Below are 20,113 nucleotides of genomic sequence, written 5' to 3' on the forward strand. Positions count from 1 at the left end.
GCGGTCGTCACGACGGACTCCCTGCAGTCACGTCTTCCGCTGAGGTGTCCTCGTCGTGGTCGTGGGCATGCTGCGAACGGATGGTCTTGATGGTGTCGATCAGTTGCTCGATGGTGATCGTGCCGGCGTATTCGCCGCGCTGACCGGTGACTGTGGCGGTCGCGTTGCCCTCGGCGAGAAGTGCTTCGAGTGCGTCCTGCAGCGTCGACTGCGTCGAGACCATTTCGCCCATCGGAACACCGACGTCGCGCAGGCTGCCGACTCCGGCGAGATGACGGCGATCGGTCCAACGAATGGGCCGTTTACGCGCATCGAGAATGATTCCCCATGCCTCCGGGTCGTTTCCGAGAGCCGCGTTCATCGACTCGACCGGCTGGTCTTCGCCCATGACCGGAACATCGGACAACTCGATATCGCGCACTCTCATCAGTGTCAGTTGCTTGAGAGCTGCACCGGCACCCACGAATCCGGCGACCGTCTCGTCGGCTGGGTTGGCCAGCACCGCTTCGGGGGTATCGAACTGCAGGATACGGGACTGATTGCCCAGCACGGCGATTCGATCACCGAGCTTGACGGCTTCGTCGAAATCGTGCGTGACGAACACGATTGTCTTACCCAGTTCGGCCTGCAGACGCATCAATTCGTCCTGAAGCAAACCGCGAGTGATGGGGTCGACGGCACCGAAAGGCTCGTCCATCAACAGAACCGGCGGATCGGCGGCCAGGGCACGCGCGACACCGACACGTTGCTGCTGACCTCCGGACAGCTGGCGTGGGTAGCGTTCGCGGTACAACGCTGGATCGAGACCGACGAGATCGAGCATTTCGTCCGTGCGATCCGAGATCCTCTTCTTCTTCCAGCCGATCAGCCCTGGAACCATGCCGACGTTCTCGGCAATGGTCATGTGCGGGAACAGCCCTGCTTGCTGGATGGAGTATCCGATGGTGCGGCGGAGCTCGTTCGGGTTGATCGACAATGCGTCCTTGCCGCCGATGGTGATTCGGCCCGACGTCGGTTCGATCAATCGGTTGATCATTCGCATGGTCGTCGTCTTGCCGCAGCCCGACGGTCCGACCAGAACGACCACTTCGCCGGCCGGTATCGTCATCGACACGTTGTCGACGGCGGCGTCCTTCTGGCCCGAGTAACTCTTGGTCACGTTCTCCAGCACGATTTCTGCACCGGATACGGTCGTTTTCTCACTCACGGATACCCCTCGAGGTGGTCAGTTTGCCGATCACGACGTAGATCCCATCGAGGATCAACGCCAGCAGGACGATGAGGATGGTGCCGGTCAGTGCCTGTGGAACGGCGGTGGGGCTGCCGACCCGTGCGAGCCCGGAGAACAGAAGATTGCCCAGGCCAGGGCCTTTGGCGTACGCAGCGATGGCCAGGATGCCCATGGCCAGCTGTGTACTGACTCGCATCCCGGTCAGAATCGAGGGCCACGCAAGTGGAATTTCGATGCGCCGCAACACAAGGATGCGGCTCATTCCGATTCCGCGGGCGGCATCGGTTACCGCCGGATTGACCGCATCCAGGCCGACCACCGTGTTTCGGATGATCGGGAGCAGTGAGTACAGGACCAGAGCGGTCACTGTCGGTCGAACACCCAGCCCCAATATGGGAATCAGCAGACCCAACAGAGCAAACGACGGAATCGTCAGGACGGTGCTCGCCAGGGCCGTCGCGATAGCGGAGCCGGCCGGACTGCGATAGACGAGCACGCCGATGGTGACGCCGATGACGGTAGCGATGATCACGCATTGGATGACGGCCGACACGTGCAGGTAGGAGTCGATTGCCAACTGCCTTCGCCGTCCGACGATAAAATCCCACAGTGCATCCATGCAGTTGTCGTCCTCTGTTCGCCGGTAGCGGATAGATATCTTTACCCCGCGTACCACTTATCAAACGCCGACCGGTCCGAACTCTTTGCGGATTGCCGCAAAGAGTTGCTGATCGGAAACAATCGAGAACGCAAAAACGCCCGGCCGAAAAGATTCGGCCGGGCGTTTTCGGACTGGAATTTATCGACTCACACGTCGTAGTACAGCGAGAACTCGTACGGGTGCGGACGCAGGTTCACCGGAGCGATTTCCTGCTCACGCTTGAGCGAGATCCAGGTCTCGATCAGGTCGGTCGTGAACACGCCACCCTCGGTGAGGTAGTCGTGGTCGGCCTCGAGACGGTCGATGACCGCGTTCAGCGAGGTCGGTGCCTGAGGAATGTTCTTGGCCTCCTCGGGCGGCAACTCGTAGAGATCCTTGTCGACCGGAGCCATCGGCTCGATCTTGTTCTTGATTCCGTCCAGGCCCGCCATCATCTGAGCAGCGAAGTTCAGGTACGGGTTACCCGAGGAGTCCGGCGCGCGGAACTCGAGGCGCTTGGCCTTCGGGTTGTTGCCGGTGATCGGGATACGAACCGCAGCGGAGCGGTTGCGCTGGCTGTAGACCAAGTTGATGGGGGCTTCGTAGCCCGGCACCAGACGGTGGTACGAGTTGATCGTCGGGTTGGTGAACGCCAACAGCGACGGTGCGTGATGCAGGATGCCGCCGATGTAGTGGCGGGCGAGATCCGACAGTCCGGCGTATCCGGCCTCGTCGTGGAAGAGGGGCTTTCCGTCCTTCCACAGCGACTGGTGCACGTGCATGCCCGAGCCGTTGTCGCCGAAGAGCGGCTTCGGCATGAAGGTTGCCGACTTGCCGTTCTGCCATGCGGTGTTCTTGACGATGTACTTGAACAGCTGCAGATCATCGGCCGCGCGGAGCAGCGTGTTGAACTTGTAGTTGATCTCCTGCTGACCGCCGGTGCCGACCTCGTGGTGGGCGCGCTCGAGCTCGAAGCCCGCGTTCTGCAGGTTGGTGGAGATCTGGTCGCGCAGGTCCACGTAGTGGTCGTACGGAGCGACGGGGAAGTAGCCACCCTTGAAGCGAACCTTGTAGCCGAGGTTCGGGCTGCCGTCGGCCTCGGTCTCGGCTCCGGTGTTCCACCAACCCGAGGACGAATCGACCTCGTAGAACGCGCCGTTGGCCTGCGAGTCGAAGCGGACGGAATCGAAGATGTAGAACTCGGCCTCGGCACCGAAGTACGCGGTGTCGGCGATGCCGGTGCTGGCCAAGTACTCCTCGGCCTTGCGAGCGACGTTGCGCGGATCGCGGCTGTACGCCTCACGCGTGAACGGATCGTGGACGAAGAAGTCGATGTTCAGCGTCTTGGCGTTGCGGAACGGATCGACCTGAGCGGTGGCGTAGTCCGGAAGCAAGATCATGTCGGACTCGTGGATGGACTGGAAGCCGCGGACGGACGAGCCGTCGAACGCGAGACCGTCTTCCAGGGTATCCGCCGTGAACGCCTTGGCGGCGATCGAGAAGTGCTGCTGCGCACCCGGCAGATCCGTGAATCGGATGTCGACGTATTCGATTCCTTCATCTGCGATGAACTTGATGACCTCTTGGGCCGTGGAAAACGCCACGCTTTTGCTCCTTTGTTGAGTCCGTCGAACTGACGGTATGGACTTGGTGTTGCCCGCCCGTCAAGCTCGTGTTTCGCCCGTGTTACGCGTCCTGGTTCACGAGTGGCACGAGCAACAGTACGTCCGCGTGTTCTTTCGTGTGCCCAGCCGCGCCTATCCTGGAAATCATGGCACGGATGACAGGGTCCTGGTTGTCGGGACCGGCAGCGGCGAACCCACGACAACCACAGAACTTTCGCGGGGAAGAGCTGGGGCTACCCCAGCAGGGCGTCGGAGCACTGGCAGGCACCGGACGCCGAGTCATGGCGCTGCTACTGGATTGGACGATGGCCACCGGGGTGGCGTCGCTGATTCTCGGCGGCTACACCACGAGTGGGCTGATCTCGACGATCGTGCTTGCGGTGTGGTTCGTCGTCGGACTGGCGACGGTCTCGTTGTTCTCGTTCACTCCGGGGCAGTTCATCGCAGGCATCCAGGTGGGTCGCATCGACGCGCACGCGCGGGTCGGTTTCGTCCGCGCGTTGGTGCGGCAGTTGATTCTGTTGTTCGTCGTCCCCGCTGTCGTCACCGACATGGACGGCCGCGGAATGCACGACCGCGCAACAGGAACAGCCCTGCTGCGGACCCGCTGACGGGTCGCACACCAGGGCTGTTCGCCGAGTGAAGAGGGCTAGCGGCGCTTCATGGTCCGCTGAACGCCCTTCATCTTGGCACCGCCGGGAATGGGACCCTTCGGCATCGCCGGGCCGCCCTTCGTGCCCAGAGCCGACAGCCGGGACTCGATGGTGTCCATGCGCTTGCCGTCGATGTTCTTGGGCAACTTCGACAGATATTTCTGCAGACCCGAGAGCGGAATCTGGTTTTCTTCGTTGCCGACGATGATGTCGTAGATCGGGGTGTCGCCCACCAGGCGGGCGGTCTTCTTCTTCTCCTGCGCCAACAGTGTCTTCACGCGCTGCGGCGCGCCCTCGGCAACGAGGATCACGCCGGGCTTACCGATCACTCGATGCACCGCGTCGAGGTGAGTTGTACCGGCGATCGCGTTGGTCACGCGCCACGAACCCTGCAGGTTGTCCAGAGCCCAGGCCGCTGCGCCGGCTTGGCCGTCGGCCTTCTTGTACACCGACTTCTGTACCCGACGACCGAAGATGATGAAGGCGACGAGAACGCCGAGCAGCAAGCCGATGGGCAGCAGGAACCACTGGAAACCGAAGGCGAGTCCGATCAGGAAGCCGACGAGCCCGAGCCCGACCACCGCCCCGATCATCAGCGGAAGGAGCGCCTTGTCGTCCTTGCGCTGCATCTGGAACGCCTGCCACAGCTGACTGCGCCGTTCCTTCGATGCCTTCTTACGGGCCGCCTTCGCGGCCGCTTTTGCTTCCTTGCTGGGCTTTGCTGCTTTGCCAGCCTTACTGCCGTTCGCCATAACTCACAGGATACGTCCTGTGCCGACGCTCACGTGCACCGCTCCGGCTCGAGAACGAGTATCAGCGAGCGGCCAGACGGGCCATCAACGAACTGGCCTCCTGAGAGGCTTCGCCGCCATCGGTCAGGTGGCTCATGCTCTCCGGCAGTTCACGGCCGTGGTGCGCCATTGCCTGCGCGTAGAGGCGCCCAGCGCGGTACGACGAGCGGACCAACGGCCCCGCCAGGACGCCGGCGAAGCCGACCTCGGTGGCGTAATCGGAGTGATCGACGAACTCCTCCGGCTTGACCCACCGCTCGACCGGGTGGTGGCGAGGCGACGGGCGCAGATACTGGGTGATGGTCAGGATGTCGCAACCGGCCTCGTGCAGGTCGCGGATGGCTTCCTGCACCTCTTCGGGAGTCTCACCCATGCCGAGGATCAGATTGGACTTGGTGACCAGTCCGTCGTCGCGGGCGGCGGTGATGACGTCCATCGACCGCTGGTAGCGGAAGGCAGGACGGATCCGCTTGAAGATGCGCGGCACCGTCTCGACGTTGTGGGCAAGTACCTCAGGACGCGAGGAGAAGACCTCCGCCAGCTGATCCGGCTTGGCATTGAAGTCGGGGATCAGCAGCTCGACGCCGGTGTTCGGGTTCAGCTTCTTGATGTACCGAACCGTCTCGGCGTAGAGCCACGCACCGCCGTCCTCGAGATCGTCACGGGCAACGCCGGTGATCGTGGAGTAGCGCAGACCCATGGCCTGCACGGACTCCGCCACACGGCGCGGCTCGTCTCGGTCGAGATCGTCCGGCTTGCCGGTGTCGATCTGACAGAAATCGCACCGGCGGGTGCATTGCTCACCGCCGATGAGGAAGGTCGCTTCGCGATCTTCCCAGCATTCGTAGATATTGGGGCAGCCGGCTTCCTCGCACACCGTATGCAGACCCTCACGCTTCACAAGACCCTTGAGCTCGGTGTATTCCGGGCCCATCTTGGCTTTGGTCTTGATCCAGTTCGGTTTGCGTTCGATGGGGGTCTCCGCATTTCGGATCTCGAGGCGGAGCAGCTTGCGTCCTTCTGGGGCCACAGTCACAGAGACGATGCTACGCGCCGAACCGAACCGTGGTGAACTGCGGGTTGATCGATGCACCGGTCATCACGGGATGCGCGATCTCATGCTCCTGGACCGGCATCTCCCCGTCCAGTGCTGCCAGCACCGCGGCGGTGACCGCAGCGGTGACGTCGCCGATCGTGACGTCTCGCCCCAGCTCGAGGGACAGTGATGTCACCCCGGCGTCGGCGATACCGCACGGGACGATCGCGTCGAAGCCGGTCATGGCGGCATTGCAGTTCAGCGAGAAACCGTGCAGCGTGACCCCACGTTGCACACGAACTCCGATGGCGGCGATCTTGCGTTCGGGAAGCCACGTACCGTCGCGCATCTCGGCTGCCAACCACACTCCGGATCGACCGTCGACACGTCCGCACACGATGCCGTAGTCGGACACGACGGAGATCAGCGCTTCCTCGATACGGCGCACGTACTTCACGACGTCGATGGGCTGCGCCAGCTTCACGATGGGATACCCGACCAATTGGCCCGGACCGTGCCAGGTGATCTTGCCGCCGCGGTCCACCTCGACGACGGGAGTGCCGTCCCGCGGCATGTCCTCCTCGGCAGTGCGTCGCCCCGCCGTGTAGACGGACGGATGTTCGAGCAGCAGCAGTGTGTCGGAGCCGACGCCGTCGGCCCGGGCACCCGCAAGGTCGCGCTGCAGAGCCCACGCTTCGGTGTACTCGACGGTGCCCAACTCGCGCACCTCGACAGGGTCGCTGCTCGCGCGTGCCGACACTCGGACCGACGGAGAGTTCGCGTCACTCATGATTGGGAACGGTACGCCGCGTCAGCTGCCCACAGCTACTCGCAGTGCCTCTCCCACGGTGTTGTGCTCGAACGTGTAACCCGCGTCCTCCAGCGCCTTGGGAATGGCACGCGGACCGGTGAGAATGGCTTCCTCGGCGAACTCGCCGATCACTGCCTTGAGGGCGAAGCCGGGGACAACCCACGGCGCTGGGCGGTGCACCGCGCGCGACATTGCGCTGTTGAACTGCGCGTTGGTCACCGGTGTCGGGCCGACCATGTTGACCGGTCCACTGAGGGAGTCGTTCTCGATGCCGTGCACGATGGCACCGATCTCGTCCTCCAGGGAGATCCAGGGGAAGTACTGGCGTCCACTGCCGAGCCGCCCGCCGAGGGCGAACAGGTACAGCGGGCGAAGCTTGCCCAACATTCCGCCGCGCTGTGACAACACGACGCCACTGCGCAGCATGATCGTGCGGACACCCGCTTCGGACGCCGCAGACGTGGCGTTCTCCCAATCGCGACAGACTTCGGCCAGAAAGCCCTCGCCGACGGGGGCAGTCTCGTCGACCACCCGATCACCGGTGTCACCGTAGAAGTTGACGCCGCTCGCGTTGATCAGAGTGGGCACACCGGCGTCGGCGGCAGCCCCGGCGAGCACCTCGGTAGGAGCGATGCGACTGTCCCGGACCAGCTGTTTGTAGGCCCCGGACCATCTCTTGTCACCGATACCGACGCCGCAGAGGTTGACGATCGCGTCGGCTCCGTCGAGCGCGGAAGCGTCGATGCTTCCGCGCGACGGATCCCACTGTGACTCGTCCGGTCCCGCAGGCGATCTCCGGACGAGCCGGGTGACGTCGTGGCTACGACCGCGCAGTGCTGCGACCAGAGCTGTGCCGATCAATCCCGATGAACCTGCAATGACTACGCGCATGTGAACGAAAGCCTCCTTGACGCAAACGGGGCATCATTCGCGAACGAATGATGCCCCGGATGCACGGTTCGTGCCCCTCTTGTCGAGACTCCGATGCGAATGTTTCGCGCTCTCACGAGAATACGTGAGAGGCGCGATTCGCCGGTTGCCTACAGGCCGAGATCGGCCTCGAACGACGCCACTTCGAGACGCTGCTTGATCGTCGTGAGGAAGCGTCCCGCGTCGGCTCCGTCCACCAACCGGTGGTCGTAGGTGAGCGGCAGGTAGCACATCGAGCGGACACCGATGGATTCGTTGCCCGAGTCGTCCTTGACGACGACCGGACGCTTGACGATCGCACCCGTGCCCAGCATTGCCGCCTGCGGCGGAACCAGGATCGGGGTGTCGAACAGCGCGCCCTGGCTGCCGATGTTGGTGATGGTGAACGTGCCACCGGACAGCTCGTCCGGCTTCAGCCCACCCGAGCGTGCGCGGGTCGCGATGTCGTTGATCGCCCGAGCCAGCCCGGCCAGCGACAGGTCACCGGCATTGTGGATGACGGGGGAGAGCAGACCCTGCTCGGTGTCCACGGCAATGCCGAGGTGGACATCGGCGTGGTAGGTGATCTCCTTGGCATCCTCGTTGATGCTCGCGTTGACGTTGGGGTGCGCCTTGAGAGCCTCCACGACCGCCTTCGCGAAGAACGGCAGGTACGTCAGATTGACGCCCTCGTTCTCGGCGAACTTCGCCTTGGCCTTCGTCCGCAGTCCGGCGATCTTGGTGACGTCCACCTCGAAGGTCTGCGTCAGCTGCGCGGAGGTCTGCAGCGACTCACGCGTCTTCTTCGCGGTGATCTGACGGATGCGGTTGATCTTCTGCGTGGTGCCACGCAGATGCGCGAGCTCGGGGCGAACACCGGCGGTTGCCGGCGCAGCAGGCTTCGATGCGGCGGCAGGCGCAGCGGCAGCAGCCGGAGCGGCCGGAGCCTTCTTTGCCTCGGCTGCGGCGAGCACATCCTGCTTGCGGATGCGTCCACCGACACCGGTGCCCTTGACGGTCGACAGGTCGACGTCGTTGTCCGACGCCAGCTTGCGCACCAGGGGAGTGACGTACGGGCTGGAATCACCCGACGGTGCCGACTCCTTGGCGGGAGCGGCCTTGGGAGCCTCCTGCTTGGGCTCGGGCTTCGGCTCGGCCTTCGGAGCCTCCTGCTTGGGCTCTTCCTTCTTCGGCTCTTCCCTCTTCGGCTCCTCGGCCTTGGGGGCCTCGGGCTCCGGGGTGGCCTCGGGCTCGGGGGCCTTCTCGGCCGGCGATCCGGATCCGATGACGGCGAGCTGGCCACCGACGGCGACCGTGTCGTCTTCCTCGGCGGAGATCTCGAGCAGAGTACCGGCGACCGGAGAAGGAATCTCGGTGTCGACCTTGTCGGTGGAGACCTCGAGCAGCGGCTCGTCGACTGCAACCTCGTCGCCGACTGCCTTGAGCCAGCGGGTCACGGTGCCCTCGGTGACGGACTCTCCCAACTCGGGCATCGTCACCGGCGTACCGGATCCGGACGAGTCGGACGATGCACTCGCTGCGGGTGCTTCCTCCTCGGCCTGCGGCTCGGGCTCGGCTGCGGGAGTGGGCTCCTCGGCAGCTTCCTCGGGTGCCGACTCCTCGGCGGGAGCGGCATCCTCGGCCGGTGCGTCGGACGAGGGGGCCTCGCCTGCGTCACCGATCTGAGCGAGCTCACCACCGATTTCGACGGTGTCGTCTTCCTGAGCGACGATCTTGGTGAGAACACCGGCAGCAGGCGACGGGATCTCGGTATCGACCTTGTCCGTGGAGACTTCGAGCAATGGCTCGTCGACCTCGACGGTGTCGCCTTCTTGTTTGAGCCACCTCGTGACAGTTCCCTCGGTGACACTCTCACCGAGAGCTGGCATCTGGACGGAGAAGGCCATGTCTGTTGACTCCTCGACAGTTGTATGCGGGTGATGTAGTTCTTACGACTTGTGGTCGCAGACCATTGTGCTGGCGGAACAGGGTTCATGGACGAGAGTTGCGTGATTCGATTCGACGGAGGCACCGGTGCGATCGACACTCACCGAGCATGTTCGGCTCGATCCAGCGCCCACGTCGACACTCCCTCTCGGCAACTCACTTACTCACTTCACGAGCCTCGGTTCACTATCAAGAGAGCTGAACCCTCTAGTGTCATCCTTCCATTGTTGTCGCCCCGCCGTTCCCCTAGGGCGCACAACACGCCTGGCAAACTGGCGGGTAACAACATTTCCGGCTTCCGTGCCGGCGATCCGTAGGCCGTACGAAAAGGATGTTCTCGTGGGATTGTTCGATCGACTCAAACGAAGCGGCGGGGCCGCGAAACGTGGCCCCGAAGGGTCGGTCGCCCAGTACCTGGCCGATTGGACCGCCGCGCGAATCGGTGTGGAGGCCTACGTCGAGCCGAAGACGACAGTGACACCGCTGACCGTCGTACTGGTCGCGAACGACGGCGAATGGACCCGGCGGCCGCTGGATGAAAAATATGCACGAAAGATCGGACCCGACCTGAAGATCCCGGTGTACGACGTGCGCAAGACCGGCTACCCCCAGCGTATGCGCGATCACGACGCCCGACAGAAGGTCATCAAGAAGCGCGAACAGCAGCAGCGCGATCTGTGAGCGAAGTCCGTGCGCGCCGACCCGCGCGCACGGACTTCCGCGATCAGCCGTTCTCCACGATGTCTTCGAGAACCGCGAACATCGTCCGCACGGGAACTCCCGTACCGCCCTTGCCGGTGTACCCGAACGGGCCGCCGGTGTTGTAAGCCGGGCCCGCGACATCGATGTGGGCCCATTCGACGCCGTCGGCGACGAACTCCTTCAGGAACAGAGCTGCTGCCAGCATTCCGCCCGCCCGGCCGTTGGTGACGTTCGCCAGATCGGCCACCTTGGAGTCGAGTTCACGCCGAATTTCCTTCGGCAGGGGCATGGCCCATCCGTTCTCGCCGATCGCCTGGGAGATCTCGGCAACCCGGTCGCGGAAGCTGTCGGTACCCATCACGCCCGGCGTTCTGTTGCCGAGCGCTACGACCTGAGCTCCGGTGAGCGTTGCGGTGTCGATGAGGTAGTCCGGATCGTCCTCGCAGGCACGCACGATCGCGTCGGCGAGCACCAGGCGTCCTTCGGCGTCGGTGTTGATGACCTCGACGGTGATGCCGCCGTACTGGGTCAGCACATCGCCCGGACGCTGGGCGGTGCCCGACGGCATGTTCTCCGCCATCGGCACCGTCGCGATGACATCGAGTGGCAGACCGACCTTGGCGGCCAGGATCACCGTGGCGATGACAGCGGCCGCACCGCCCATGTCCGAGGTCATGTTCTCCATTCCCGCAGCGGGTTTGATGGAGATGCCGCCGGTGTCGAACGTGATTCCCTTACCCACCAGTGCGACCTTCTTCGCGCCCCGCTTGCCGCCCGAGTGTGTCAGGCGAACCAGCCGCGGCAACCGCGAAGAACCCTTGCCGACGCCGTGAATGCCGCCGTAGCCATCCTTCTCCAGGGCCTTGTCGTCGAGGATCTCGACCTTCAAGCCGGCCGCGGTACCCAGGGTCTTGGCCCGCGCGGCGAACTCCTCCGGGTAGAGGTGGCTCGGTGGAGTGTTGACGAAATCACGGGCGACAGCGACGGATTCGGCAATGGCGACCGATCGAGCCAGCTCGCTCTTGGCCTCCTTGGACCGAGTGTCGGGTACGAGCAACTCGACGCGGGCGAGGGGAAGACCGTCGGCCTTCGGTGCCGACAGCGCGGACTTGAATTCGGTGAACTGATACGCGCCGAGGAAGAACCCCTCCGCGGCCGCGCCGAGATCGAGTGCCGACAACGTCGTCGCCGCCGTATCCACGCCCTTCAGTGCGCGAGCCGCAGTTCCGGCCGACTGGCGGATGCGCTCGCTGTCGATGTCGGCTGCACTGCCGAGGCCGACGGCCAACACGCTGTCCACGGACAGGCCGGACGGTGCCGGAATGCGTACCAACTCGTCGGCCTTGCCGGTGGCTCCGACGGCTTCGAGGGCGTCGAGTAGCGCTGCGGCGATGGCGTCGTCGGAAATGTCGTCGGTGATGGCGAGTTCGAGGCCGTCGTCACTCGTACTCAGCGCGACGACGAGAACGTCGACTTTCTTACCGAGCTTGCCCGCGAGGACCAGGTCGGGTCCGAGAGTGCGGGATAGCGTCGAAGGGGAAGGCACGTGGCTGCTCCTGTAGGGGTTGACGTGTAGGTAACTCGATCCTAATGACGACCGAGCGCACCGACGATCCAGGGACGCAGTCGGTCCGACGGGCCCGAACGAGCCCGGATGTGAGCTAGCGTGACCGCCATGACCGACACCGACCTGATCGAAGGACCGCTGCACGCCGTACACACCGAATTGGGTGCGACATTCGCACCTTTCGGCGGTTGGACCATGCCGGTGTCGTACGCCGGTGTGGTCGTCGAGCACACGGCGGTGCGGGAAACCGTCGGCCTGTTCGACGTCGGCCACCTGGGCAAAGCGTCGGTGACCGGACCCGGAGCAGCCGCGTTCGTGAACTCGGTGTTGACCAACGACCTGGGGCGGATCGAACCGGGCAAGGCGCAATACACCCTGTGCTGCACCGACTCCGGTGGTGTGGTGGACGACCTGATCGCGTACTACGTATCCGACGACGACGTGTTCCTCGTGCCGAACGCAGCCAACACGGCCGCCGTCGTGGCAGCGATGGCAGCGCAGGCACCCGACGGTGTCTCGGTGGTGAACCAGCATCGCGAGTTCGGAGTGCTGGCCGTGCAGGGGCCGAAAGCGGCGGAGGTGCTGCAGGAACTGGGTCTGCCGACCGACATGGACTACATGGCGTTCGAGGACGCGACCTGGAATTCGGTGGCAGTGCGGGTGTGCCGAACCGGTTACACCGGCGAGCACGGATACGAACTGGTTCCCCCGGCAGGCGAGGTGGAACCGCTCTTTCGCGCGCTGCTGACAGCGGTGCGGTCTCGTGGGGGACAGGTGTGCGGGCTCGGAGCACGCGACACTCTGCGCACCGAGATGGGATACCCGCTGCACGGACACGAACTGTCACTGGACATTTCGCCCCTGCAAGCTCGGTGCGGTTGGGCGATCGGCTGGAAGAAGGATGCGTTCTGGGGCAAGGACGCCTTGACGGCGGAGAAGGCCGATGGGCCTGCGCGAACACTGCGCGGGCTCAAGGCTCTCGACCGCGGCGTACTCCGCCCCGGTCTCACCGTGCGGGTGGCGGGTCAGGACATCGGGACGACGACGTCCGGAACTTTCTCGCCGTCGCTCAAGGTGGGTATCGCCCTGGCCCTGCTCGACGCCGAGGCAGCTCCGGCCGTCGGCACTGAGGTCGAGGTCGACGTTCGTGGTCGAGCGTTGCGCTGCGAAGTGGTCGCGCCGCCGTTCGTCGCCGCGAAGACCAGGTGACCGCGAGAGCGAGCGTGACCTCCACGATAGGATCTCGAGCATGACAGGTGTTTCCGAATTCACGTACGTGCAGCATCCCTCGCCCGCCACAATCGCGGAGCGCGACGCGGTGCTTGCCGCACCCGGATTCGGAAAGCACTTCACCGACCACATGGTGTACATCGATTACACCCGAGACCGTGGCTGGCACGACGCGACAATTGCTCCGTACGGCCCGATCGAGCTCGACCCGGCGGCGATGGTGCTGCATTACGGCCAGGCCATCTTCGAGGGCCTCAAGATCTACCGTCAGCCCAATGGTGACCTCTCGACGTTCCGGGTGCAGTCCAACGCCGAGCGGTTCCGGTCCTCGGCTCGCAGACTGGCCATGCCGGAACTGTCGGACGAGCTGTTCATCGGATCGATCGAGAAGCTGCTCGAATTCGACCACGAGTGGGTTCCCGCCGCAGGCGGCGAAGACGCGCTGTACATCCGGCCCTACATGTTCTCCACCGAGGCCGGGTTGGGTGTGCGCCCCGCCGACTCCTACCGCTACATGTTGATCGCCTCGCCCGCAGGTGCGTACTTCCCCAGGGGAGTCAAACCGGTGAGCGTCTGGCTGTCCACCGAGTACGTCCGCGCGGCACCGGGCGGAACCGGCGACGCCAAATTCGCCGGCAACTATGCCGCGTCACTCCTCGCGCAGGCGCAGGCCAGCGACGAAGGATGCGATCAGGTGGTGTGGCTCGACGCCATCGAGCGCCGCTACGTCGAGGAGATGGGCGGGATGAACCTGTTCTTCGTTTTCGGCTCGGGCTCGGATGCGCGACTGGTGACACCGTCGCTCTCCGGATCACTCCTTCCCGGCATCACCCGAGACTCCCTGCTGGCTCTGGCGACCGACGCGGGCATTCCGGTGGAGGAGCGCCGGATCTCCACCGAGGAATGGCGTAAGGGTGCCGACTCGGGTGAGATCACCGAGGTGTTCGCCTGTGGCACAGCCGCTGTCATCACTCCGGTGGGCAGCGTCAAGTCCACCGAGGGAACGTTCGACATCGCAGGCGGGGAGCCGGGCGAGATCACGCTCGCATTGCGCGACACTCTCACCGGCATTCAGCGCGGCACCTTCGCCGATACGCACGGCTGGATGACCAAGCTCCGCTAACTCGCTATCAGCAGGCCGATCGCGGCCAGCGCAGTGGTGGTCTCGATGCCGGCCCCGAGAACGTCGCCGGAGAGCCCGCCGAAGCGTCGGACACAGTGGCGGGTGACCACGGTCGTCAGTGCCAGGACGACGATGACGACGACCGGTCCCTGCCAGGGGCGATCGGCCCGTGCGAACACCGAGATCGCCACTGCTGCAACGACCCACAGAGTTGCAGTCACATTCGACTGGGTGCCGGCAACGAGCGCACCGAAGCCGGTGGGGGACGACGCGTCCGTTCCCCGGCGACAGGCGAGCACCACCGACACGCGGCCGATCACCGGCACGGCCACGATGGCCCACCACAGCCGCTGCTCGGCGAGCTGGCCCAGGGTCGCGGCCTGAATCGCAAGGACGAGCGCGATGGCCGCAACTCCGAACGGGCCTGCACTACCGGATTTCATGACTTCCCGAGCCCGCTCGGGCGGACCGTAGCAACCGAGCCCGTCGGCGGTGTCGGCCAAGCCGTCGAGATGCATACCCCGGGTCAGCAGCGCGGCGGCAGCGACTGCGAGCAGGCCGCCGAGCAGTGGCGACAGTCCCGCCGTGATCGACGCCCACAGGAGGGCAGCCCAGACTCCGCCGAGGACGAGACCGACGAGCGGAGCGAACGCCATGGCCCGGCCGGCGGAATGCCGATCCACATCGGTGGGACCGCGCACGGGAAGTACCGTCAGCCACGAGAACGCGAGCACCAGTGCTTCGGCTCGCCTGCTCACGGTCAGCGGTCTTCGGTGTTGCTGTGGGCTTCCGTGCCGCTACGAGTTTCGCTGTCGCCGGTGCTGACCCCTGAGTCGGCGAAGGTGGCCATGGAATTCAACGTGGCGACACCCGCACGAACCAGGGGTAGTGCCGCGAGCGCACCCGAGCCCTCGCCGAGCCGCATGTCCAGCTCCACCAGTGGCTCGAGACGTAAGTGCCGCAACGCATGTGAGTGAGAAGGTTCGGCCGAGCGGTGCCCGGCAACCCACCAGTCCCGTGCCCCGGCCGCGCCGTCCTCTGCCACGAGCGCGGCCGCGGTCACCACGAGTCCGTCGAGGATCACCGGGGTTCGCCGATGTGCGGCCTGCGCGAGAAATCCGGCCAGCGCCGCGATGTCGGCACCGCCCGCCACCCGCAGGAGATCGGTGGGGTTCTTTGCAACCGGTCGTGCTCGACGCATCGCGTCCCGGATTGCCGCGGTCTTCCTGATCCATCCGGCGTCGTCGATTCCGGTGCCGCGCCCGACGGCGGCAACCGGTTCGGTGTCGGTGAGCGTGGCGATCAATACCGTTGCAGGAGTGGTGTTTCCGATACCCATATCGCCCGCGATGAGAAGATCGGCACCGCCGTCGACTTCCTCGTCGGCAATGGCGGCCCCGGCAGCGACGGCGGCGCGAACCTCGTCCTCGCTCAACGCATCCTCGCGATCGATCGATCCGCTGGAGCGTCGAACCTTGAATGCGGACACCGAAGGATCGGTCTCGGCGTCGACGGCGATGTCGACCACGCGCACCGTCGCACCGGCGATGTCGGCGAGCACGTTGACCGCTGCACCGCCGGCGCGGATGTTCTCGACCATCTGCGCCGTCACCTCGGGCGGGTAGGCAGAGACTCCGTGCGCTGCGATGCCGTGGTCGCTGGCGAAGACGACGACACGGACTCGATCGAGAGATCGAGGCGGGCAGCTGTCCTGGCAGGACGCGATCCATTCCCCGAGAGTCTCGAGTCGGCCGAGACTGCCTGCGGGCTTGGTCAACTCACGTTGCCGGTCCTCGGCCGCCGCCCGCGCCGAGTCGGACGGAGCGGTCACCGGACGAAACGCCGACGACGCCGAGTCGTCCTCCGGAATAGTGCTCACACTGTGCCTTTCGCGGTGATGAAGCCAGCCGGTGGTTCCTTGAGGGCCAGGGGTAGCCCTGCGACGACGAGCAGAACCCTGTCACACACTGCTGCGAGCCGGGAATTGAGCAGCCCCAGCTCGTCGCGGAAGAGGCGTCCGGAACGGGTCTCCGGCACGACGGACAGGCCCACTTCGGGGCTGACCAGCACGAGGGTGGACGTACAGTCCGCAACCGCTCCGACGAGGTCGTCGACGGCCGGTGCGATGGTGCCGCGTGGACGCTCCCAGGCCTGAGCGTCGTCGAGCATTCCCGTCAGCCACGTTCCCAGATCGTCGACCACCGTGGTGCCGTTCCACGGCTGCGAGATCACCGAGGCCAACGACGTCACCGTTTCGACGGTGGTCCAGTGGGTCGGCCTCGACGCGCGATGCCCGTCGATGCGTCGCTGCCAGTCTGCGTCGTCGGCGTTGCGTCTGCCGGTGGCGAGATAGCGAACCGGTTCGACGAGAGCAAGCGACTCCGCGTGCCCGGACTTACCGGACCTCGCACCACCGAGCACGAGAGTTCGAGTGGGGTCGACCACCGACGTCAGACGGCCTCGCCGGCACTGACTCGGGGCTTCGGGGCGCGCATCTTGCGAATCTGAGACGCGCGGACGAAGGCGTACCACCCGATCTTGAAGCCGCCGTCGGTGGTCTCGGGGAATCGCACTCGAATCTTGTTGTTGATCATCTTGCCGAGATAGACGCCCTCGCCGACCATGAACAGCATCATCACGAACATGCCGAGGGTGACGTACTGCTGCACCGCGGGCTGTAGGAACAACGCGAAGATCAGGATCAGTGCGAGCGGCATGAACAGGCCGACGAGGTTCCGCCGGGCGTCGACGATGTCGCGAACGTAGGCGCGCACCGGACCCTTGTCCCGGGGGAGCAGGTATTTGTCATCGCCCGCGAGCATGCGCGCGCGGCGTTCGGCCGCCGCGGCGCGTCGCTCGTTGGAGGCTGCCTTACGGTCTTCCTTGCTGCCCTTGTTCGCCTTACGGCGCTCACGTGCCTCTTTGCTCGTCAGAGGTGCCGGAGCGACCGGCCCCCGCCGCCGAGCTTCGGCGTCACGGCGCTTGGGGGTCGGTCGGCCCTTGCCTAGGGACACCGAAGAGGTCGCGTCGCTCTCGGACGTCGTCGACTCGGATTCGTTCGAGTCGTTTCCGTCCGAATTGTCAGAGTTTCCACGGCGTAGCAGCTTCACGCATTCAGAGTATGGGATGGGCCGTCGGTATCGAACACCGGCCAGGTCAGCGCTGAAACAACGGATGCCCTTCCGGCGTCACAGCCCTAGACTTCGCACGATGCGCGTGATGATTGCCCCGGATTCGTTCGGAGACACCCTGACTGCCTCGGCTGCGGCCGACGCCATCGCCCGTGGTTGGGCCTCGGTTCGCGAGACCGACGAACTCGAACTCGCACCTCAATCCGACGGTGGCCCGGGGTTTGTCGACGTGCTCGCCTCCCGAATAGGCACCGTGCAGTTCGTCGACGTCGAGGGCCCGCTCGGCAGCCCGACACAAGCTGCATGGCTGCTCGACGGCACCGCGGCATACATCGAATCGGCCCAGGCGTGCGGATTGCATCTGCTCGACGGGCCGCCGACCCCACTGTCGGCGCTGAAAGCGTCCAGCTACGGCGTCGGCCAACTTCTCGACGCCGCACTCGGCAGCGGTGCCCGAACCATCTTCGTCGGACTCGGTGGGAGCAGTTGCACCGATGGTGGACGGGGGATGATTCGTGCGCTCGGTGGTCTCGGATCGGCCGCCGCGCGATTGTCGGACATCGACCTCGTCGCCGCGTCGGACGTGGAGAATCCGCTGCTGGGCGAGTGGGGGGCGGCTCGGGTGTTCGGCCCGCAGAAGGGGGCCGATGCCGACACGGTCGAACGACTGGAAGAGCTGAACACCGACTGGGCGGCAGTCCTGTCCGCCGCGGGGCACGATGTGGCGGAGCGGCCGGGTGCCGGGGCCGCAGGTGGTCTCGGTGCGGCGTTGTTCGCACTCGGGGGGAGGCAGCAGCCCGGGGCCGCCGTAGTGGCCGAGCGGACCGGGCAGCAGGAGTTGCTCGGCACCGTCGACCTGGTGCTGACCGGAGAGGGAAAGTTCGACTCTCAATCGCTGCGCGGCAAGCTGGTCACCAGAATCGCTGCCGCCGGTGGCGCGACCGGAATCGACACGATCGTGCTCGCAGGGCAGGTCACCCTGACCGAGGACGAGCTGGCCTCGGCGGGCATCTCGGCTGCGCACTCGGTCAGTGAGTTCGCGGGATCGGTGGAGCTGGCGATGTCCGATGCGGCGAACCAGCTCGAACAGCTGGCCGCGCGCGTCGCGGCCGACGTGGCCGATACCGCTGTGCGACCGGGGCGGTGAGGGTGAGGAATAGAGCCACCGGGAGTACGGTTGTGTAGTTCACGGGTTTTGTACGACTGATAGGGAGAGCCCATGACCGTTTCGAATGAGACCACAACGACCGAAACCACGGCGCACAAGGTCACCATGACCGAGACCGCATCGGCCAAGGCGAAGGCGTTGCTGGATCAAGAAGGCCGCGATGACCTCGCGCTGCGTATCGCGGTGCAGCCGGGTGGTTGCGCAGGACTGCGCTACCAGCTCTTCTTCGACGACCGAAGCCTCGACGGCGACCTCGCTGTCGACTTCAACGGCGTCACCCTCGCGGTGGATCGGATGAGCGCTCCCTACGTGGAGGGTGCATCCATCGACTTCGTGGACACGATCGAGAAGCAGGGCTTCACGATCGACAACCCGAACGCCACGGGATCGTGCGCGTGCGGCGACTCGTTCAACTGAGCTGACTCGTCCTCGACTGTGACCGATACACGCGTGCGTGTATCGGTCACAGTTGTGTCTGCCCATCAGCTCCCCAGCATTTACGACCGAAAGGCCTTCCTTCGTGACTCTCGCGGTATCCGGCTCGATAGCGACCGACCATCTGATGCGATTCTCCGGAAGGTTCGCCGAGCAGATCGTTGCCGACCAGCTCTCGAACATCTCGTTGAGCTTCCTGGTGGACGACCTGGTCATCCGTAAAGGAGGGGTCGGCGGCAACATCGCCTACGCGCTGGGAGTCCTCGGCGGATCGCCGCTTCTCGTGGGAGCTGTGGGACCGGACTTCGCCGACTACCGAACCTGGCTCGAAGAGCACGGAGTCGACTGCAGTGGTGTGAGTGTTTCCGCCACCGCGCACACCGCGCGTTTCGTCTGCACCACGGACGAGGACATGGCGCAGATCGCGTCGTTCTACCCTGGGGCGATGAGCGAGGCCCGCGACATCTCGATCGACGCCTTGTCGCAGCAACACGAGCTGGACCTGGTCCTGATCGGTGCCAACGACCCGGACGCGATGACCGCACATACGGCGCAGTGCCGCGCTGCAGGCGTCCCGTTCGCAGCCGACCCGTCACAGCAGCTCGCCCGGCTCGACGCCGCACAGGCGACCGACTTGATCGACGGTGCCGCGTACCTGTTCACCAACGAGTACGAATGGGCGCTGCTCAAGCAGAAGACCGGCATGTCCGACGCCGATATCGCCGACAAGGTGGAGCTGCGGGTCACCACCCTGGGCAAGCGTGGCGTCGACATCGTCACAAAAGGCGGTGAGCACACCCACATCGGTGTGGTGCCGGAAACGAGCAAGGTCGACCCGACCGGCGTGGGCGACGGCTTCCGGGCCGGGTTCCTGACCGCGCACCTGGCCGGCGCGAGCGTCGAACGTGCTGCGCAGCTCGGTTCGCTCGTCGCCGTTCTGGTTCTCGAAACCACCGGTACGCAGGAGTGGAGCCTGAACCGGGACGACGCGATCAAGCGTCTGAGTGCGGCGTACGGCACCGAGGCAGGCGAGGAGATCGGCGCACTGCTGCCGGCCTGAGCAATCGGCCTCCCTCAGCGGGATCAATGCGGCTTTGTTGCAATCTGAGCGACT

General features: G+C 65.1%; 20 protein-coding genes. 7 read left to right on the plus strand and 13 right to left on the minus strand.

What is annotated here, in order from left to right; translation table 11 throughout:
- Nucleotides 1-7: 7 nt before the first annotated feature.
- The 3 genes from CH275_RS14860 to glnA form a co-directional block, all read right to left on the minus strand.
- The gene (locus CH275_RS14860; protein ID WP_094679077.1) at nucleotides 8-1,207 is read right to left on the minus strand and encodes an ABC transporter ATP-binding protein; all 1,200 of its coding nucleotides are present in this window, start codon (nucleotides 1,205-1,207) and stop codon (nucleotides 8-10) included.
- Complete coding sequence (locus CH275_RS14865; RefSeq protein WP_094679078.1) at nucleotides 1,200-1,850, minus strand: ABC transporter permease; 651 nt, start codon at nucleotides 1,848-1,850, stop codon at nucleotides 1,200-1,202. Before CH275_RS14865 ends, CH275_RS14860 begins: the two co-directional genes overlap by 8 nt.
- Before the next feature lie 188 nt (nucleotides 1,851-2,038).
- Complete coding sequence (glnA, locus tag CH275_RS14870) at nucleotides 2,039-3,475, minus strand: type I glutamate--ammonia ligase (RefSeq protein WP_032368128.1); 1,437 nt, start codon at nucleotides 3,473-3,475, stop codon at nucleotides 2,039-2,041.
- Between the two features lie 167 nt (nucleotides 3,476-3,642).
- Here glnA and CH275_RS14875 point away from each other — a divergent pair, with 167 nt between their 5' ends.
- Nucleotides 3,643-4,107: an RDD family protein gene (locus CH275_RS14875; protein ID WP_094679079.1), complete on the plus strand. Its 465-nt coding sequence runs from the start codon at nucleotides 3,643-3,645 to the stop codon at nucleotides 4,105-4,107.
- A 38-nt stretch (nucleotides 4,108-4,145) separates the two neighbouring features.
- Here the strand turns inward: CH275_RS14875 and CH275_RS14880 are convergent, their stop codons facing one another.
- The 5 genes from CH275_RS14880 to sucB form a co-directional block, all read right to left on the minus strand.
- The gene (locus CH275_RS14880; RefSeq protein ID WP_094679080.1) at nucleotides 4,146-4,901 is read right to left on the minus strand and encodes a DUF4191 domain-containing protein; all 756 of its coding nucleotides are present in this window, start codon (nucleotides 4,899-4,901) and stop codon (nucleotides 4,146-4,148) included.
- A 61-nt stretch (nucleotides 4,902-4,962) separates the two neighbouring features.
- Nucleotides 4,963-5,976, minus strand: a complete 1,014-nt coding sequence (gene lipA, locus CH275_RS14885) for a lipoyl synthase (RefSeq protein ID WP_179276153.1) — start codon at nucleotides 5,974-5,976, stop codon at nucleotides 4,963-4,965.
- Between the two features lie 10 nt (nucleotides 5,977-5,986).
- Nucleotides 5,987-6,766, minus strand: a complete 780-nt coding sequence (lipB, locus tag CH275_RS14890; RefSeq protein ID WP_094679082.1) for a lipoyl(octanoyl) transferase LipB — start codon at nucleotides 6,764-6,766, stop codon at nucleotides 5,987-5,989.
- Between the two features lie 21 nt (nucleotides 6,767-6,787).
- On the minus strand, nucleotides 6,788-7,678 hold the full coding sequence (locus CH275_RS14895) for a TIGR01777 family oxidoreductase (protein WP_094679083.1): 891 nt from the start codon (nucleotides 7,676-7,678) through the stop codon (nucleotides 6,788-6,790).
- A 149-nt stretch (nucleotides 7,679-7,827) separates the two neighbouring features.
- A complete protein-coding gene (gene sucB / locus CH275_RS14900) occupies nucleotides 7,828-9,603 on the minus strand; it encodes a 2-oxoglutarate dehydrogenase, E2 component, dihydrolipoamide succinyltransferase (RefSeq protein ID WP_094679084.1) in 1,776 nt (591 codons plus the stop codon).
- Nucleotides 9,604-9,982: 379 nt separating this feature from the next.
- Between sucB and CH275_RS14905 the strand changes: the two genes are divergently transcribed.
- Entirely contained in the window at nucleotides 9,983-10,324 is a 342-nt protein-coding gene (locus CH275_RS14905) for an oxidoreductase (protein ID WP_094679085.1), read from the plus strand.
- 43 nt (nucleotides 10,325-10,367) lie between these two features.
- On the opposite strand, the gene CH275_RS14910 is transcribed toward CH275_RS14905, so the two are convergent.
- Nucleotides 10,368-11,891, minus strand: a complete 1,524-nt coding sequence (locus CH275_RS14910; RefSeq protein WP_094679086.1) for a leucyl aminopeptidase — start codon at nucleotides 11,889-11,891, stop codon at nucleotides 10,368-10,370.
- Between the two features lie 129 nt (nucleotides 11,892-12,020).
- On the opposite strand from CH275_RS14910, the gene gcvT reads away from it, so the two are divergent.
- Both gcvT and CH275_RS14920 read left to right on the plus strand, forming a co-directional pair.
- Complete coding sequence (gcvT, locus tag CH275_RS14915; RefSeq protein ID WP_094679289.1) at nucleotides 12,021-13,121, plus strand: glycine cleavage system aminomethyltransferase GcvT; 1,101 nt, start codon at nucleotides 12,021-12,023, stop codon at nucleotides 13,119-13,121.
- A gap of 40 nt (nucleotides 13,122-13,161) precedes the next feature.
- Nucleotides 13,162-14,265 (plus strand): branched-chain amino acid aminotransferase, encoded by a 1,104-nt coding sequence (locus CH275_RS14920; protein WP_094679087.1) that lies wholly within the window; start codon nucleotides 13,162-13,164, stop codon nucleotides 14,263-14,265.
- On the opposite strand, the gene CH275_RS14925 is transcribed toward CH275_RS14920, so the two are convergent.
- From CH275_RS14925 to CH275_RS14940, 4 genes are read right to left on the minus strand one after another with little or no spacing between them, the layout of a single operon-like run.
- On the minus strand, nucleotides 14,262-15,023 hold the full coding sequence (locus CH275_RS14925; protein ID WP_094679088.1) for an adenosylcobinamide-GDP ribazoletransferase: 762 nt from the start codon (nucleotides 15,021-15,023) through the stop codon (nucleotides 14,262-14,264). The genes CH275_RS14920 and CH275_RS14925 overlap by 4 nt on opposite strands.
- A 2-nt stretch (nucleotides 15,024-15,025) precedes the next feature.
- The gene (cobT, locus tag CH275_RS14930) at nucleotides 15,026-16,135 is read right to left on the minus strand and encodes a nicotinate-nucleotide--dimethylbenzimidazole phosphoribosyltransferase (RefSeq protein WP_373453715.1); all 1,110 of its coding nucleotides are present in this window, start codon (nucleotides 16,133-16,135) and stop codon (nucleotides 15,026-15,028) included.
- Nucleotides 16,136-16,140: 5 nt separating this feature from the next.
- Nucleotides 16,141-16,719 carry a bifunctional adenosylcobinamide kinase/adenosylcobinamide-phosphate guanylyltransferase gene (gene cobU / locus CH275_RS14935; protein WP_373453716.1) on the minus strand — a complete coding sequence of 193 codons (579 nt, stop codon included), beginning with the start codon at nucleotides 16,717-16,719 and terminating at the stop codon, nucleotides 16,141-16,143.
- Nucleotides 16,716-17,375 (minus strand): DUF3043 domain-containing protein, encoded by a 660-nt coding sequence (locus tag CH275_RS14940; RefSeq protein WP_094679091.1) that lies wholly within the window; start codon nucleotides 17,373-17,375, stop codon nucleotides 16,716-16,718. The genes cobU and CH275_RS14940 overlap by 4 nt, the downstream gene beginning before the upstream one ends.
- Before the next feature lie 100 nt (nucleotides 17,376-17,475).
- On the opposite strand from CH275_RS14940, the gene CH275_RS14945 reads away from it, so the two are divergent.
- The 3 genes from CH275_RS14945 to CH275_RS14955 all read left to right on the plus strand — a co-directional run bounded on the left by CH275_RS14945 (nucleotide 17,476) and on the right by CH275_RS14955 (nucleotide 20,059).
- On the plus strand, nucleotides 17,476-18,543 hold the full coding sequence (locus CH275_RS14945) for a glycerate kinase family protein (RefSeq protein WP_094679092.1): 1,068 nt from the start codon (nucleotides 17,476-17,478) through the stop codon (nucleotides 18,541-18,543).
- A gap of 72 nt (nucleotides 18,544-18,615) precedes the next feature.
- Entirely contained in the window at nucleotides 18,616-18,981 is a 366-nt protein-coding gene (locus tag CH275_RS14950; RefSeq protein WP_094679093.1) for a HesB/IscA family protein, read from the plus strand.
- A 103-nt stretch (nucleotides 18,982-19,084) separates the two neighbouring features.
- The gene (locus tag CH275_RS14955; protein ID WP_094679094.1) at nucleotides 19,085-20,059 is read left to right on the plus strand and encodes a carbohydrate kinase family protein; all 975 of its coding nucleotides are present in this window, start codon (nucleotides 19,085-19,087) and stop codon (nucleotides 20,057-20,059) included.
- Nucleotides 20,060-20,113: the final 54 nt, after the last annotated feature.

Origin of the sequence: Rhodococcus sp. 06-235-1A (assembly GCF_002258785.1) — a bacterium.
Classification (GTDB): Bacteria; Actinomycetota; Actinomycetes; order Mycobacteriales; family Mycobacteriaceae; genus Rhodococcoides.

Excerpts from the sequence above, each read along its gene's own strand:
- CH275_RS14865 (WP_094679078.1), bottom strand. The coding sequence starts at position 1,850 with ATGGATGCACTGTGGGATTTTATCGTCGGACGGCGAAGGCAGTTGGCA.
- CH275_RS14875 (WP_094679079.1), top strand. The coding sequence starts at position 3,643 with ATGGCACGGATGACAGGGTCCTGGTTGTCGGGACCGGCAGCGGCGAAC.
- CH275_RS14880 (WP_094679080.1), bottom strand. The coding sequence starts at position 4,901 with ATGGCGAACGGCAGTAAGGCTGGCAAAGCAGCAAAGCCCAGCAAGGAA.
- lipB (WP_094679082.1), bottom strand. The coding sequence starts at position 6,766 with ATGAGTGACGCGAACTCTCCGTCGGTCCGAGTGTCGGCACGCGCGAGC.
- CH275_RS14895 (WP_094679083.1), bottom strand. The coding sequence starts at position 7,678 with ATGCGCGTAGTCATTGCAGGTTCATCGGGATTGATCGGCACAGCTCTG.
- sucB (WP_094679084.1), bottom strand. The coding sequence starts at position 9,603 with ATGGCCTTCTCCGTCCAGATGCCAGCTCTCGGTGAGAGTGTCACCGAG.
- gcvT (WP_094679289.1), top strand. The coding sequence starts at position 12,021 with ATGACCGACACCGACCTGATCGAAGGACCGCTGCACGCCGTACACACC.
- CH275_RS14920 (WP_094679087.1), top strand. The coding sequence starts at position 13,162 with ATGACAGGTGTTTCCGAATTCACGTACGTGCAGCATCCCTCGCCCGCC.
- CH275_RS14945 (WP_094679092.1), top strand. The coding sequence starts at position 17,476 with ATGCGCGTGATGATTGCCCCGGATTCGTTCGGAGACACCCTGACTGCC.
- CH275_RS14950 (WP_094679093.1), top strand. The coding sequence starts at position 18,616 with ATGACCGTTTCGAATGAGACCACAACGACCGAAACCACGGCGCACAAG.